The 16,456-nt window shown below is 33.8% G+C and carries 16 protein-coding genes and 1 pseudogene; 10 read left to right on the top strand and 7 right to left on the bottom strand.

What is annotated here, in order from left to right; genetic code table 11:
- Positions 1-70 precede the first annotated feature (70 nt).
- The gene (gene argE / locus GAPWK_RS06775; RefSeq protein ID WP_025315500.1) at positions 71-1,228 is read left to right on the top strand and encodes an acetylornithine deacetylase; all 1,158 of its coding nucleotides are present in this window, start codon (positions 71-73) and stop codon (positions 1,226-1,228) included.
- Between the two features lie 45 nt (positions 1,229-1,273).
- Here argE and GAPWK_RS06770 read toward each other — a convergent pair whose 3' ends face one another.
- The gene (locus GAPWK_RS06770) at positions 1,274-1,621 is read right to left on the bottom strand and encodes a winged helix-turn-helix transcriptional regulator (protein ID WP_025315499.1); all 348 of its coding nucleotides are present in this window, start codon (positions 1,619-1,621) and stop codon (positions 1,274-1,276) included.
- A 114-nt stretch (positions 1,622-1,735) separates the two neighbouring features.
- Here GAPWK_RS06770 and GAPWK_RS06765 point away from each other — a divergent pair, with 114 nt between their 5' ends.
- Complete coding sequence (locus GAPWK_RS06765; protein WP_025315498.1) at positions 1,736-2,296, top strand: NAD(P)H-dependent oxidoreductase; 561 nt, start codon at positions 1,736-1,738, stop codon at positions 2,294-2,296.
- A 271-nt stretch (positions 2,297-2,567) separates the two neighbouring features.
- Here the strand turns inward: GAPWK_RS06765 and rnz are convergent, their stop codons facing one another.
- From rnz to GAPWK_RS06750, 3 genes are all read right to left on the bottom strand, one after another.
- On the bottom strand, positions 2,568-3,479 hold the full coding sequence (rnz, locus tag GAPWK_RS06760) for a ribonuclease Z (RefSeq protein ID WP_025315497.1): 912 nt from the start codon (positions 3,477-3,479) through the stop codon (positions 2,568-2,570).
- 61 nt (positions 3,480-3,540) lie between these two features.
- On the bottom strand, positions 3,541-3,990 hold the full coding sequence (locus tag GAPWK_RS14215) for a lysozyme inhibitor LprI family protein (RefSeq protein ID WP_025315496.1): 450 nt from the start codon (positions 3,988-3,990) through the stop codon (positions 3,541-3,543).
- Positions 3,991-4,638: 648 nt separating this feature from the next.
- On the bottom strand, positions 4,639-4,866 hold the full coding sequence (locus GAPWK_RS06750; RefSeq protein WP_025315495.1) for a YccJ family protein: 228 nt from the start codon (positions 4,864-4,866) through the stop codon (positions 4,639-4,641).
- Between the two features lie 73 nt (positions 4,867-4,939).
- Here GAPWK_RS06750 and yaaA point away from each other — a divergent pair, with 73 nt between their 5' ends.
- Entirely contained in the window at positions 4,940-5,713 is a 774-nt protein-coding gene (gene yaaA, locus GAPWK_RS06745) for a peroxide stress protein YaaA (protein ID WP_025315494.1), read from the top strand.
- Positions 5,714-5,723: 10 nt separating this feature from the next.
- Positions 5,724-6,677 carry an AEC family transporter gene (locus GAPWK_RS06740; RefSeq protein WP_025315493.1) on the top strand — a complete coding sequence of 318 codons (954 nt, stop codon included), beginning with the start codon at positions 5,724-5,726 and terminating at the stop codon, positions 6,675-6,677.
- On the opposite strand, the gene GAPWK_RS06735 is transcribed toward GAPWK_RS06740, so the two are convergent.
- Positions 6,674-7,531: a carboxylate/amino acid/amine transporter gene (locus GAPWK_RS06735; RefSeq protein ID WP_025315492.1), complete on the bottom strand. Its 858-nt coding sequence runs from the start codon at positions 7,529-7,531 to the stop codon at positions 6,674-6,676. The two genes, GAPWK_RS06740 and GAPWK_RS06735, sit on opposite strands and share 4 nt — an antisense overlap.
- Positions 7,532-7,872: 341 nt before the next feature.
- Between GAPWK_RS06735 and GAPWK_RS06730 the strand changes: the two genes are divergently transcribed.
- Positions 7,873-9,465: an ABC-F family ATPase gene (locus GAPWK_RS06730; protein ID WP_025315491.1), complete on the top strand. Its 1,593-nt coding sequence runs from the start codon at positions 7,873-7,875 to the stop codon at positions 9,463-9,465.
- Between the two features lie 64 nt (positions 9,466-9,529).
- On the opposite strand, the gene GAPWK_RS06725 is transcribed toward GAPWK_RS06730, so the two are convergent.
- On the bottom strand, positions 9,530-9,871 hold the full coding sequence (locus GAPWK_RS06725) for a YggL family protein (protein ID WP_025315490.1): 342 nt from the start codon (positions 9,869-9,871) through the stop codon (positions 9,530-9,532).
- A 71-nt stretch (positions 9,872-9,942) separates the two neighbouring features.
- A pseudogene (rhlE, locus tag GAPWK_RS06720) lies at positions 9,943-11,202 on the bottom strand (ATP-dependent RNA helicase RhlE); the annotation flags it as partial.
- A gap of 268 nt (positions 11,203-11,470) precedes the next feature.
- On the opposite strand from rhlE, the gene nikA reads away from it, so the two are divergent.
- From nikA to GAPWK_RS06695, 5 genes are read left to right on the top strand one after another with little or no spacing between them, the layout of a single operon-like run.
- Positions 11,471-13,036, top strand: coding sequence for a nickel ABC transporter substrate-binding protein (nikA, locus tag GAPWK_RS06715; protein WP_025315488.1), 1,566 nt, complete (start codon positions 11,471-11,473; stop codon positions 13,034-13,036).
- A 23-nt stretch (positions 13,037-13,059) separates the two neighbouring features.
- On the top strand, positions 13,060-14,004 hold the full coding sequence (gene opp1B / locus GAPWK_RS06710) for a nickel/cobalt ABC transporter permease (RefSeq protein ID WP_025315487.1): 945 nt from the start codon (positions 13,060-13,062) through the stop codon (positions 14,002-14,004).
- Positions 14,001-14,831 carry a nickel/cobalt ABC transporter permease gene (opp1C, locus tag GAPWK_RS06705; RefSeq protein ID WP_025315486.1) on the top strand — a complete coding sequence of 277 codons (831 nt, stop codon included), beginning with the start codon at positions 14,001-14,003 and terminating at the stop codon, positions 14,829-14,831. The genes opp1B and opp1C overlap by 4 nt, the downstream gene beginning before the upstream one ends.
- Positions 14,828-15,676: an ABC transporter ATP-binding protein gene (locus GAPWK_RS06700; protein WP_051516249.1), complete on the top strand. Its 849-nt coding sequence runs from the start codon at positions 14,828-14,830 to the stop codon at positions 15,674-15,676. Before opp1C ends, GAPWK_RS06700 begins: the two co-directional genes overlap by 4 nt.
- Entirely contained in the window at positions 15,676-16,455 is a 780-nt protein-coding gene (locus tag GAPWK_RS06695; RefSeq protein WP_025315484.1) for an ABC transporter ATP-binding protein, read from the top strand. Before GAPWK_RS06700 ends, GAPWK_RS06695 begins: the two co-directional genes overlap by 1 nt.
- The last annotated feature ends 1 nt before the right edge of the window (position 16,456 follow it).

The raw sequence follows: 16,456 nt of genomic DNA, 5'->3' as shown, positions 1-16,456 counted from the left end.
TTAATCATCTAAGTGCTATTCTTATAAAATCATTAAAGGACATATTGACTATTTTTTAAAGGTGATTTTTATGGCTCTTCCATCTTTTTTAACACTTTATAATGAACTTATCTCAACCCCGACAATTAGCAATGTTACTAATGAAAAATTAGATTACTCCAATAAGCTACTCATCGATAAATTAGCATCGTGGTTTTCGGATTTGGGCTTTACTATTGATATACAACCTGTTCCAAATACTCGTGATAAATATAATATGCTGGCGACATACACAAATGATGAAAATAGCACACAAGGTGGATTATTACTCAGTGGCCATAGTGACACTGTCCCTTTTGACGAGGGACAATGGACAAAAGATCCTTTCAAATTAACCGAAGAAAATAACAATTTATACGGGCTTGGTACGGCTGATATGAAAGGATTTTTTGCTTTTATTTTAGATGCATTACGAGATATAGACCTAAAAAAACTGACTAAACCAATTTATGTACTTGCCACTGCCGATGAAGAAACTTCGATGGCGGGCGCATCGTTTTTTGCCCAACAAACACAATTACAACCCGATTGCACCATCATTGGAGAACCAACTTCATTAATTCCCATTCGTGCCCATAAAGGATTTTTATCTAATTCGATTAAAGTTATTGGTAAGTCTGGGCACTCAAGCGATCCAGACAAAGGCATTAACGCTATCGAAATTATGAATTTAGTCATTGAACGTTTATTACTGCTTAAACAAAAATTTAAAGAACAATATCATAATGAAGGATTTAGTGTGCCCTACCCAACTCTAAATTTAGGTGTAATTCATGGTGGTGATGCAGCCAATCGTATATGCGGATGTTGTGAATTGATTATTGATATACGCGTATTACCAGATAATGATGTTGGTTCGATTCATAATGCATTATGCGAAGCATTACAGCCGGTTATGGATAAGTACCCTAATCGTATTGCTATAGAGTATGAAGTATCACCAATTCCAGGCTATGAGTGTAAAAAAGATCATCCAGCATTACAACACATTGAAAAATTAGTCGGTCATCAAGCACAAACTGTCAATTACAGTACTGAAGCCCCCTATTTAAATCAAATTGCTCCAACCATTGTTTTAGGACCAGGATCGATTGAACAAGCTCATCAACCTGACGAATTTATTTCGATGGATTTTATAAAACCAACAAAATTAACTATTGAAAATTTAATTAAAGATTTCTGTCTTTAGTCATATAAATACGCCGACCATGTCGGCGGATAAAGTTTTTTCAGATTATGATAATGGGTCATCTTTATGATTATTTCCCCATTGGCAAAGCATATCTAAAATAGGAACTAAAGATTTACCTCGTTCTAATAACCCATATTCCACTTTAGGTGGAATTTGCGGATATTCTTTTCTAAAAATTAATTTATCTTTTTCCATCTCTTTTAGGGTATTACTCAGTGTTTTAAAAGAAATATTATTAATGCTTCGTTTAAGTTCATTGAATCGCATTGTTGGCTGATTCTCGTTTAACCAATAAAGAATCACAATTTTATACTTACCTCGAATCATTGAGAGTGTGTAATTAAATCCACTATTCTCAAAATGCTCTTCGGCACAATGATGATTTTCCATGTTGACACTTTCCATAAAGATAGTACATAACAGTAATTACCGTACTTCAAAATTAATCGTATTAATATTAGTATGACTGAATTATTGATAATAATATAGAAGGAATATTTCACAATGAAACGCACTTTAGTGATTGTTGCCCATCCACATTTAGCCTCTTCAAGTGTTAACCGATGCTGGGTTAAAAGATTAAATCAGTATCACGAACAAGTAACCATACATGATCTATATTCTTATTACCCTTCTTATAAAATAGACCCTAGTTTCGAACAAAACTTAATTGAAAATCATCAAAATTTGGTAATTCAATTTCCGATATATTGGTTTAATTGTCCGCCATTATTAAAACAATGGTTGGATGAAGTTTTCACTTATGGATGGGCATTTGGTGCCTTAGGTGATAAATTAAGAAGTAAAAAGGTAGGTTTAGCTGTTTCCGCAGGTATAAAGAAAGCAGACTATTCGCAAACAGGACATTATAAATATACCCTTGAGCAAATTCTAAAACCTTTCGAATTAACAATAAATTACGTTCAGGCTGATTATCAGCCCATTTTTGCAATTTATGGTGCAAATAATGAGCCAGACTATCCAGATAAAATTACACAAACAGATATAGATAAAAGTGCAGATGATTATGTGAATTGGATGAAAAAATTGGGAATGCTAATTTAAAATAGGTCATTAAAGTTCATTCATGCTTATTACTAAATAAATCTACTGTGGACTGTGGACTAAAAACTTAATAAATATACTGCATATTTATTAAGTTTTTCTAATGTAATTGGTATTTAATGATTTTATTCTTAATAAAAAATTAAACAGTATAGACTCCTGAATAATTTTTACAAATTTCTATAATTCTTAGGCTCAATTACCTTTTCTTGCGAAATTTCATTACTAATTGAAACACCAGCAAACTAGCCGATAATGTCGGCATACTTTTCTATACTTGGAACGAGGCAAAATCAGTCGCGATTTCAGTATGGCTAAAAATACCCTTAGCTTCATTAACTAATTTGGCATTGTCATTGAGGGAATATCGAGGGCTTATATGCGTCATAATCAATCTTTTAGCATTGGCTTGTTTAGCAATCATAGCCGCATGAACGGTGGTAGAATGACCGCGTTCAATTGCTTTTTGTTCTAATGCATCTTCTTGTGTTGCTTCATGCACAAGTACATCAACCTCTTTAGCTAGTTCAATAGAAGCATCACAAGGTATTGTATCGCCTAAAATAGCCAATTTTTTCCCTTGTTTAAAATCACCAAGATAATTACGACCATCAATGACACGACCATCGGCGAGTGTTACTGTTTTACCTTCTTTTAAATAGGCATAATGTGAACCAGTATTAATATTATCTTTGTGTAATTTTTTGATATTTAAGGTAGGTGGCAAATCCTTTTCAATAACACGATAACCAAAAGATGGTACTCGATGCGCTAATAATTTAGTTTCGACTTGAAATTTAGTATCTTCAAATACTAAACCATCTTGCTCAAGTTCAATGATATTTAAAGGATAAGTTAGACAAGAATAACTAATATCAATCACAGTTTGAATAAATTGTTTGATGCCTTTAGGGCCAACCAAAGTTAGTTCCGATTGATTTTGGATTAATGAACGTGTAGTTAAAACACCTGGTAAACCAAATAGATGATCGCCATGCAAATGTGTTATAAAAATCATCTCTAATTTGGATAAACTAAAGTTTGCCTTTTGCATTTGAGTCGCCTCACCGCAATCAAAAAGCCACAATCGCCCTCTTTCTTGTCTGACATCAAGCATAATACTACTTACATTACGCTCATCTGTTGGTTTACCTGCGCTTGTTCCTAAAAAAGTTAATTTCATAATTATTTCAATCTTTTGTTGCATGCTTCACTATAGCGAGAATAAGCTACATAACTTTTGGTCATTCAGTTATAACAATGATTAACTCAGACCGATATAGATCAAGTAGTTTTGCTCGTTGAAAATTTAGTTCAGTTAGGCAAGAATACGTGATTTTATTTAAACCAATTGCTCCTCCCCCTAACGAATGAGCAAAATCACACTCTCTATCACGATATTTAATAAATTCTTTGTGAGACTTTTTAAGTTTATTTTTAGCACGTACAATGTAATCTCGACCTTCATCCCATTTAGAAAGTTCATTAAAAAGTTTCCATTGCGATTTATCTAACTCAGCTTCACTTATATAAAAAATCTTTTCTAAACAATAAGCTACATCTACTTGTGAAAAAACTTTTTCACCACAGTATCTACGTAATTCAGATTGATTTAAATTAGCATATTTCAAATTAGCAAAAACAGATAATGGTGTAATAATAATAAATAAAGTGATTAATTTCATTATTTTCATAAAACCTTAACATCCTATAGATAACACAAAATTTATTTAATCCTTAAAAAATTAATTTTATAACTAAATCAATCTTTCGTTACATGTCTCAGTAAATAGCGAGAATAAAAATACATAAGCTTTAATTATTCATTTATAACAATGCTTAATTGTGAACAATAAAGATCAAGTAGTTTTACTCGTTGAAAATTTAGTTCGGCCAGACAAGAGAATTTAAACATATTTAAATAAAGCACTATCAATTGCTCCACCACCTGACGAATAAGCAAAGTCACACTGTAAATCACGATATTTAATAAATTCTTTATTAGATTTTTTGGGTCTATTTTTAGCAATTACGATGTGCTCTTTGTCTTCATCCCAATTTGAAAGTGCATTAAAAAAAATTCCTGCTGTGATTTATCAAACTCGCTTGACTAGTATGAAAAAACTCTTCTAAACATTCAGTCAGCTCGCTTTCTAAAAGGAGTATTGTTACCACAGTAAAGGTGTAATTCAAATTGGTTTAAATCAGCTTATTTTGAATTAGCAAAAGCTAGTAGCGGCATAGAAATAATAAATATAGTCATTAATTTTATTATTTTCATAAAACCTTAATATCCTATAGATAACAGAAAATTTATTTAAATTCGTGATTTATGTGATAAATCAAACGTTTTTACGTTCGATAGTTTGCTCACCCCAAAAGAGCTTATCTGCTTTGGTTTTAGCAAAAGCGAGTTTTAATACTTCATCGCTACCTTCTTCCCAAATCTGTTCTGCTAGTTTTTCATCATCATTAGCTAATTCAAAAATAGCTTCGGCAATCTCAATAGAAGTTTCACGAACACTAGCCCAAGAACGAATATCATGTATATCTTTTTTGGTTGGATTCATTTTATCACTCCTCTTTTGGTTGATTAGGTGTAAAATAACCCCAAACTATGCAAATTACAATAGGCAATCGCTTATGCTAACGATTATTTCTCCTTCTAAAACGCTTGATTATCAAAGACCATTAATAACTCAAAAACATACTTTGCCACAATTTATTTCGTATTCAGAAAAACTCATCACTGACTGTAAAAAATTAACAGTTGATGATTTAGCGAAATTGATGTCTATTAGTCCTAAATTAGCTGAAATAAATCATGAACGTTTCCAAAATTGGCATTCTGATTTTAATTTAAATAATGCAAGGCAAGCGATATTAGCTTTTAAAGGAGATGTTTATGAAGGGCTTGATGTAGAAGATTTTAATGATAATGATCTTCAATTTGCTCAATCACATTTACGAATACTGTCTGGACTCTATGGTGTATTAAGACCGCTTGACCTAATACAACCTTACCGTTTAGAAATGGGCATACGTTTAAAAAATGGCAATAACAGCAACCTTTATCAATTTTGGGGCGATCATCTAACCGATCATCTTAATAAGGAACTCAGCAAATCCACTCATCCAACCTTAATCAATTTAGCGTCAAATGAATATTTTAAAGTTATTAAACCCAAACAGTTGAAAGCTACAATTATTCAACCCATTTTTTTAGATCAAAGCAAAGGCGAATATAAGGTGATTAGCTTTTACGCCAAAAAAGCACGTGGGCTTATGAGCCGTTATATTATAAAAAATGGCATTGATAAGAGTAATGATATTAAAGATTTTAATCTTTCTGGTTATCAATTTGACTCGAAACGGTCAACTGAATTAGATTGGTACTTTATTCGTAATCACCAATAAAATAATCTCTATGAATTTTTTGATAACATTATGGGCACAGTTTTTATCTACTCTGCCCTTATTTATTTTAATATTGCTTGGATTTTTAGCTGTAAAGTTAGGCCGATGGCAAAAAACGGTAACTGACAGTTTAACTAAATTTACCTTTTATATTGCATTTCCGATAATGTTATTTCAGATAATGAGTCACTTTTCTGAACAGTCAGAAATTGATATTAAACTGTTATTGGTATTTTTTGGTGGTTCGTTTATCGTATTTGCTATTGGTTGCTTAATTGCATCGAAAGTATTTAAACTAAATGGTTCTCAAAGCACATTATTTGCAATGGGAGGCATATACACAAATACTGTCTTTGTTGGTATCCCAATTATAAAAATGTTACTCGGCGATCAAGCTATCCCCATTGTCGCCATCATTGTTATATTCAATGCATTAATATTATGGACGTTAGCGACGGTATCAATTGAGTTTGTACAAATGGGTAAACTCTCTGGGCGCAGTTTTATAAAGGCACTAAAAAATGTATCAAAAAACCCGATTATTATTGGTATTTTCACAGGAATTGTAGTTAATTATATCGGTTTACCAATACCTAATTTTATCAATCAATCAACGAAAATGGTTAGTGATATGACTGCACCTTTATCACTTATTGTATTAGGTATGGGACTTGCGGAATATAAAATACGTGACCAGTTTTTGATCACTGGTTCGATCTGTATTTTAAAATTAGCGATTTTACCAATTGTAACCTATATTGTTGGTAAACTTTTAGGATTACCGACTTTAGAGTTACAAGTTGTCGTATTATTAAGTTCGGTATCCATTGCCATTAATTGTTATATGATGGCAAGGCAGTTTGAGGTATTGCAAGGTCCTATTGCATCAAGTTTATTAATATCAACGGCATTATCATCTGTGACAACTCCGTTGATATTATCCATTATGACCCATTTACCTTAGTTTGAAGAACGATTTTTAATTTTGTAGTGTAGGATTAATGCTAAAATAATAACTACACTACCTAATATAAAACGCCCCCAATCAAGTGACTGATGCCAAATCACTACATTAACTAAAATGCCAGTTGGAATGACAACATTATTCATAATTGCTAATGTTCCGGAATCGACTTTAGTCGCACCATAATTCCATAAAAAATAACACAATCCCGAAGCAATTACGCCAAGCCAAATAATAATGCCCCATTGTACATTAGTAGTTGGCAATTTAGATGCATCACCAAATAATAGCCAGCCAATTGTTGCAACAATAACCGCACCTAAATAGACCCACGCAAAAGCTTGATGTTGTGGTAATGGGTAAACTTCTATAATTCTTTTATAACCAACCTGCCCTAAAGCAAAAACGATATTGGCTCCCTGAATTAATAAAAATCCAATGATAAAATTTGTACTAATATGGTCATAACGAATAATAGCCGCTCCGATTACGGCTATAATGGCAGTAAAAAGATAACTCAACCGTAACGGATGATGTTGCAATAAATCATAGATAACTGTGACATAAATCGGTGTGAAAATAGTAAACAGTAACACTTCAGGTACAGAAATATATTGGAAGGAATTATAATAAAAAAAGTACATAATTCCTAATTGACAAGCACCAACGCCCATTAAAAGTAACATCGTTTTTAGTTGAATGTTTCTGAAGCGTAAAAAAGGCAGAAAAGTAATAAACGCAAGTAAAACACGCATTACGACCGCAAACCAAGTATCAACTTGACCACTTAAATAAACCGCTATAAAACTAAACGAGAATGACCAAACCAAAGTCACAAAGATAAGATAAAACATAATAAAATGAGTTAAATAGTAATAAATAGGCACGCATCGTAACAATTCATCTATCAGTTGTAAACCTTTTGAAATATAAATTGATTACAATGACTAAAAGGATTAATCATTCTATCCATATATTGATTCATTATTTTTTAAATATAGATATTAATAATTTGTAATATAAATAAACCTTAAGACATAATCGCCTAACTGATAACTTATGCAGTTAAAAAAATCAAAGTTCCTCAAAAAAGCTATTTTATGGCATAATGTGCGCCAAATCACATTTCAACGATTTTGCTTAAAGAGATAAATTTCTTTAAAGCAAAATATATTTAAAGCGAGAGAAAAGTTTAGTGTTAAGTACAAATAACATCACAATGCAATTTGGCAGTAAACCTTTATTTGAAAACATATCTGTTAAATTTGGCAATGGTAATCGTTATGGATTAATTGGCGCCAATGGAAGTGGCAAATCGACTTTTATGAAGATTCTTGGTGGTGATTTAGTACCAACATCAGGAAATGTTGCATTAGATCCACATGAAAGATTAGGTAAATTACGCCAAGACCAATTTGCTTTTGAGGAATATACTGTTCTTGATACTGTGATAATGGGGCATACTGAATTATGGCAAATCAAACAAGAACGTGATCGCATCTATGGACTTCCAGAAATGAGCGAAGAGGATGGTTTTAAAGTCGCCGATTTAGAAACTCAATACGCCGAAATGGATGGTTACAGTGCTGAAGCCCGTGCGGGTGAATTACTGCTGGGAGTCGGTATTTCAATTGAGCAACATTATGGATTAATGAGCGAAATCGCGCCAGGTTGGAAATTGCGAGTACTTTTAGCCCAAGCTCTGTTTTCTAATCCGGATATCTTATTATTAGATGAACCAACCAATAACTTGGATATTGATACCATTCGTTGGTTAGAAGATACCTTAAATGAACGTGAAAGCACAATGATCATCATTTCACATGACAGACACTTTTTAAATATGGTCTGTACTCATATGGCGGATATGGATTATGGCGAGCTTCGAATCTATCCAGGTAACTACGATGACTATATGACTGCATCCACGCAAGCTAGAGAACGTTTATTAGCCGATAATGCCAAGAAAAAGGCTCAAATTAGTGAACTGCAATCTTTTGTCAGTCGTTTTAGTGCGAATGCATCAAAATCTAAACAAGCGACTTCTCGGGCAAGACAAATTGAAAAAATTAAACTTGAAGAAGTTAAAGCGTCAAGCCGACAAAATCCATTTATTCGTTTTGAGCAGGACAAAAAATTATTCCGTAATGCTCTAGTTGTTGAAAACTTAACTAAAGGCTTTGATAACGGACCACTATTTAAAAATCTAAATTTAATGGTCGAAGTCGGTGAAAAAGTGGCTATTTTAGGGACGAATGGTATTGGGAAAACAACTTTACTAAAAACACTAATGGGTGAACTAACGCCAGAACAAGGTGATATTAAATGGTCTGAAAATGCCAATATTGGTTATTATGCCCAAGATCACGAATATGAATTTGAACAAGATCTAACTGTGTTTGATTGGATGAGTCAATGGAAACAACCAACCGATGATGAGCAAGCTGTACGCAGTATTTTAGGTCGCTTATTATTTTCACAAGATGACATTAAAAAACAAGTTAAAGTCCTATCTGGTGGTGAAAAAGGACGTATGCTCTTTGGTAAATTAATGATGCAACGTCCAAATATTATTGTGATGGATGAACCAACTAACCATTTAGATATGGAGTCAATTGAATCATTAAATATGGCATTAGAGCTTTATCAAGGAACACTATTTTTTGTATCACACGACCGTGAATTTGTTAGTTCGCTTGCTTCGAGAATTGTCGAAATCACGCCAGAAAAAGTGATTGATTATACGGGTAATTATGAGGATTACTTGCGTAGTCAAGGAATTGAGTAAAGCAAAGGTATCTTTCAATAAAAATAGCCACATTTGTGGCTATTTTTAATTTAACGTTTAAAAATTAGAAATCTAATTCATCCCACCAAATATCAATTAATTCGCTAGTTTTGACATTTTTTAAGCCGTGGCTTTCAAGCCATTTAGTGACAACGTCACGGTTTTCTTCTGTGCAATTACCTAGTTTTTGAGTACAGACGATCCCTTTCCAGCTTAAATATCCACTTCCTTCATAAGCCAAGCCATTTGCTTGTATCGCTTCAATAATAAATTGATCGACAACATTATCAATGACTTCTTCACTAGTACCCTCGTCAAATGACCAACTCACAGTGAAACCTAACTCTTTAAACTCATCAATATGTAATTTTTTTCTTAAACGACGACTGCGATTTACCTTAGCCATAATAATATCCTTCTACTTTAGATAATTTAGTTAGTTTTAGAATATGTATGATGGCTAGATTGCTTCATACTATTCTGATTATTTTTGGAAGTCCGCGTTTTATCAACACGTCTTCTTTTTGCTGGAGCACCCTTTGCTATCGCTTTTTTTACCGGCTCCGCTTTAATTCGAGGATCGACTTCAAATCCTTGAGTAAAAATTTCTGGAATCGGTTTTTTAATCAATTTTTCAATTGATTTTAATTGAGCAAGCTCATCAATACAAACTAATGATATCGCTTGCCCCTGATTTTGAGCTCGCCCTGTTCTACCAATACGATGCACATAATCTTCTGCCACCTGTGGTAGCTCATAATTGACAACGTAAGGCAATAGTTCAATATCTAAACCTCTGGCAGCAATATCAGTTGCCACCAATGCCCTAATTTGACCATTTTTAAAGTCCGCCAAAGCTTTAGTTCTAGCGCCTTGACTTTTATTACCATGAATCGCTGAAGCTTTAATACCATCTTTGGTTAGCTGTTCAGCGAGATGGTTAGCTCCATATTTGGTTCTGGTAAAAATTAATACCTGTTGCCATTGGTTTTTACCAATCAAATAAGAGAGCAATTCACGTTTACGACGCTTATCTACCCGATGCACATACTGGGTAATTTGTTCTGATGCACTATTCGTTTTTGCCACAGCAACAGATTCAGGTGATTTTAAAATGGTTTGCGCTAAAGCTTTTATCTCATCTGAAAAAGTCGCCGAAAACATTAAATTTTGACGTTTTTTAGGTAATTTTGCAATCACGCGCCGAATATCGTGAATAAAACCCATATCTAACATACGATCGGCTTCATCCAATACTAACACTTTAACCGATGACAAATCTACTGCGTTTTGATGCACTAAATCGAGTAAACGACCAGGAGTTGCAATTAAAATGTCGACGCCACCGCGTAGTTTCATCATTTGAGGATTAATGCTTACGCCACCAAACACGATTAAAGAACGAATCGGTAAATATCGGCTGTAGTCACGAATATTTTCTCCAATTTGAGCTGCTAATTCACGTGTTGGAGCTAAGATCAAAGCATATAATGGACGTTTGCCTTTTTTAGGTTGAGAATGATTATTTGCTTTTGCTTGTTGTTCAACTAACTTCTGTAAAATTGGTAAGCCAAAGCCAGCTGTTTTGCCCGTCCCTGTTTGAGCACTGGCCATTAGATCTTTACCTGATAAAATAACTGGGATAGCTTGTTGTTGAATGGGTGTGGGTTCGGTGTAGTTTTGTTCGTGGATTGCTTTTAAAATCTCGGCATCTAAGCCAAGAGAGTCAAATGACATGTATTGATTCCTAAAATAAACGAAAAATGAATAATCCTAAGCATTATAAAGTAATTTGATAATAATTGTTTTATTATTTTTTTAAACGCTAGTTTTTATAAATGTTAATTTTTAGTAAGATTAACCACACAAAATGTGTTATTATTTACTTAAGATAAATTTACTACTCTGTTTGTTTTTAAATCACCTTGTTTTAAATGATATTGATTATCATTATCATTTGTTATATTATTCGCCCTCCTAAGAATAATTGTTTAATGGAATAGGTATGTTTTTCAATTTCTCTCATTTAAAAAAAATACTTATCGTTCTGATTTTTAGCTGCTGTAGTTTTAACAGTTTTGCTAAAGATGATATTACTTTCGCAAATTTTCGTGATATTCGTGATTTGAATCCGCATTTATACTCTGGTGAAATGTGGGCGCAAAATATGTTGTATGAATCATTAGTTCACTATAACGAAGACGGTACTTTTTCGCCTTGGCTCGCGGAAAGCTGGACTATTAGTAACGACGGTAAAACTTACACGTTTAAACTCAGAAAAGATGTTACATTTAGTGACGGCGTAAAATTTGATGCGCACAGTGCAAAACTAAACTGGGATGCCGTGTTATCAAATAAAGTCCGTCACACTTGGTTAGAAATGGTACGCTTAATTACGGAAGTGAAAGCGGTAGATGATTACACGCTACAAGTTAACCTTTCTGAACCTTACTACCCTTTCATGATTGAGATTGCCGTAACTCGTCCAATGCGGTTTATTTCACCTAACTCAATGATCGACGGTGAAACTAAAAATGGTGTTAAGTCTTACATTGGTACCGGTCCGTATGTTTTAGGTGATCATAAGAAAGATCAATATGCGGTATTTAACGCAAATCCAACTTATTGGGGAGCTAAACCAATACTAAAAAAAGTGACTATGAAAGTTATCGCGGATAATCAAAGCCGACTAATGGCATTGGAAAAAGGCGAAATCGATCTGATTTATGGTAAAAATATGGTTGATGCTGATTCGTTTGAACGTTTTTCTGCCATGGATAAGTTTCAAACCTTAATGTCTAAGCCAGTTTCAAGCCGAATTGTTCTAATGAATACAACTCGAAGCCAACTTAGTGATGTTAATGTGCGCCAAGCAATTGAACATATCATCAGTAAAAAAGATATCTCAGAGGGTATTTTCAATAACAGTGAAGCTCCTGCTGATACATTAATGGCAACCAATATTCCTTATGCTAATCTTAGTTTAAAACCTTATGTATATGACACTAAATTAGCAGAAACCCTACTTGATAAAGCGGGCTGGGTGAAAGTTAAAGGTCAAGATTATCGTCAAAAAGACGGTAAACCTTTTGAAATTACTTTATATTACGACAGTAATACCGCCTCTCAAAAAACAATTGCCCAATATATGCAAGATGAATTTGAACAAGTTGGATTAAAACTTAATATACACGGTGAAGAAGAACAAGGTTATCGTGATCGCCAAAAAGCCGGTGATTTTGATATGGTGTTTGATATCTCATGGGGTACGCCATATGATCCACAATCATTTTTATCAGGGATGAAATTACCTGTATATGGTGATTACATGGCGCAACAAGGCTTAAAAGAAAAACCACAAATTGATGCAAATATCAGTAAAGCATTAATATCAACTGATGAAAAAGAGCGACAAGATCTATTTCGTTACGTGCTAGAAACCTTGCATAATGAAGCAGTTTATATTCCGCTAACTTATGAGCGTAATCGTGCGATTGCGGTTAAATCTTTAAAAGGAATTGAGTTTGCTCCGTCTCAGTTTGATATTCCATTTGAGAAAATGCATTTTTAAAAGACTAATATTATTAACCAATAATGTTAAATTATATTATTAAACGTTTAACGATGATGATACCGATATTATTCGGTATCTCGTTTATCGCTTTTTTGCTTATCAATCTAGCGCCTTCTGATCCTGCTGAAGTTGCATTACGTTTAAACGAAATCATGCCAACCCCTGATGCTATTGAAAGTATGCGCCAAGAGCTAGGGTTAAATAAGCCTTTTTTTGAACGATATTTTATTTGGCTCTATGATGTTTTACATCTTGATTTTGGTCGTTCTTTTATTCATCGAGACAGACTCGTTTGGGATGAGATGATTCGCAGCTTAATTCCTACATTAGTTTTAGCAATGTCGTCATTTGCATTTACCCTCATCATCAGTTTAATTTTAGGCGTATTATGTGCAATTTTTGCTAATTCAGCTTTCGATCATATCGTTCGTATTATTATTTTTCTTGGCACGGCAATGCCGAGTTATTGGTTAGGTTTACTATTTATTTGGCTGTTTGCCAATTATTTAGATTTACTGCCTACCAATGGTTATGGCTCATTGCAAAATCTGATTTTACCAACTTTAACTTTATCGTTTGTTTATATCTCAACTTATATCCGTTTTATTCGCAATAATATGCTTGAAAATATGCATAATTATTCGGTCTTTTATGCTCGTTGTCGAGGTTTGAAAGAAAAAACTATTATAGTTAAACATGTGCTTGTTAATTCACTGCATACAACTATCACCGCCTTAGGCATGACCATTCCGCAATTAATTGCTGGCTCTTTTGTTGTCGAATATATATTTTCTTGGCCGGGGTTGGGTCGTTTGTGTATCGCAGCGATTATGAATCGCGATTATCCCGTCATTCAAGCTTATATATTGATTATGGCTATTTTATTTGTGGTATGTAACTTTATTGTAGATGTTATTCATCAATGGTTAGATCCCCGATTACGTGATAATGGTGGTGCTATATGAATCTAACTAAGAAACTTATTAACAATAAAACGGCGTTAATTTGCCTGATCATTATCATCACAATGATTATTTTAGGGATATTAGCACCTTATATTGCACCGTTTGATCCCAATAAAGTTCGCATCGTTCGTAAATATGCTGCGATATCGAGCGAACATTGGCTTGGTTGCGATCATCTTGGTCGTGATATTTTTTCACGACTCCTGTACGGTATTCGCTCAACCCTATTCTTATCACTGTTAACTATGATCATTACAATAATCGTTGGTAGTGTCATCGGCCTTATTTCTGGTTATCGGCGAGGTAAACTTGACGAATGTATAATGCGTCTTTGCGACATCATGCTCTCATTCCCTAGCCAAGTGATGATTTTAGCTATTGTTGGTGTGTTAGGCGTAGGTATCGAAAACGTCATTATTGCTAATATTGTAGTTAAATGGGCTTGGTACAGTCGGATGATTCGAAGTTCAGTGATAAAGTATAGCCGCAAAAATTATATTCTTTTTTCACGAGCCATTGGCGCACCACATTCTTTTATCATTTGTCGTCATTTATTGCCTAATATAATGGCAGAACTGGTTGTATTAGCAACGTTAGATACGGGTTGGGTAATCTTAAATATCTCGGCTTTATCTTTTATTGGATTAGGCGTCCAAGCTCCTACCGCTGAATGGGGATTAATGTTAAGTGAAGCAAAAAATGTAATGACGCAGCACCCGATGCAAATGGTCTTCCCGGGTATAGCCATTTTAATCGTTGTAGCAGCATTTAATATGTTGGGTGATTGTTTACGAGATATTTTAGATCCAAAGGAAAAAACTGCATGAGTAGCCCATTGTTAGCCGTAAAACAACTGACCATTACCCTTGATAATGGTAACAAGCTACTCGATGATATTTCGTTTACAGTCAATCATCATCAATGTTTAGGTATTGTTGGGGAAAGTGGCAGTGGCAAAAGTTTAACATGTAAAGCTATCATCGGCTTATTAGAATCTTATTTTAGTGTGACTGGGCAAATACTGTTTAAACCGCAAAATGCTAATTTAGCGTTCGATCTATTAAAACAGAATAAAAAGACGTTGAATCAAATGCGTGGTAGTGTCATTTCGATAATTTTACAACACCCAATGAGTGCATTTGATCCACTTTATTGCATTGGTAAGCAAGTGGTCGAAACCCTGCAAGCGCATCTCATTATTAACAAAAACGATGCTATTGCTAAAACGATAGCGATGATTGAAAATATAGGGCTCGAAAAACCCAAAGAGATTTATAAAAAGTACCCGCATCAGTTAAGTGGTGGCATGCTACAACGAATAATGATTGGTATGGCGTTAATGCTTGAGCCTGAACTTATTATCGCCGATGAACCGACAACGGCATTAGATTCGATTAGCCAGTTTCATATTCTAAAAATGCTTGGAAAGATCAAATCCAAAACGACCATGATCTTTATTTCTCATGATCTAGGCGTCATTCATCATATTGCCGATGAAATTATAGTGATGAACAAAGGTAAGATTGTTGAATCGGGGAGTCGTGATCAGATTTTTTATCATCCCAAACATGAATATACTCGTTACCTAATCAATACTCGCAAACAATTATTGAATAAATTTAATGCGGTTACTTATGCCAATCATCCAAACTTAATATTGGAGACAATTTAATGCCACCGTTATTACAAGTTGCTAATGTGAAAAAATCTTTTCTACAACCTAACCAACGTTTGTTTAGTAATAAAAAAACGACAGTTATTAAAGGGGTATCGTTTGATTTAAAACAAGGAGAGTGTCTCGGTATTATTGGTGAAAGTGGTAGTGGGAAAAGTACATTAGGAAAGCTAATTTTAGGCTTAGAAAAACCTGACAGTGGCAAAATTTATTTTAATGGACAAGATATGAGTACTCGCACATGGAAAAAATCAGCCATGCGTAAAAATATCAGCGCGGTATTTCAAGATTATAATGCTTCTGTTAACCCCTATTTTACTGCCGCACAGATTATTGCTGAACCGCTTGATATTTATGAAAAGTTAACTAAAAATGATCGAAAGAAGCGTATCAATGTTTTATTAGAACAAGTAGGATTAGATAGCTCTTTTTATGAGCGGCTTCCACACGAAATGAGTGGTGGTCAATTGCAACGCGTCTGCATTGCAAGAGCGATAGCCTGCACTCCTCAATTTATTTTATTTGATGAAGCAGTAAGTTCATTAGATATTTCGGTCCAAACCCAAATTTTAGAACTACTTGCCGATTTGCAAAAACAGCTAAAATTAACCAGTATTTTTATTACGCATGATCTAACCACAATCACTTACCTTTGTGATAAAATTGCTTTTTTTTATAAAGGTGAAATCGTTGAATTCATTGATAAAATAGAACAATTAAGTCAAGTTAAAAATCCTTATTCTAAACAGTTACTTGAATCAATTTTAGGTTTTTAAA

This window comes from Gilliamella apicola, assembly GCF_000599985.1.
GTDB classification, from domain to species: Bacteria; Pseudomonadota; Gammaproteobacteria; order Enterobacterales; family Orbaceae; genus Gilliamella; species Gilliamella apicola.
This window is presented reverse-complemented; position numbering and strand designations above follow the sequence as displayed.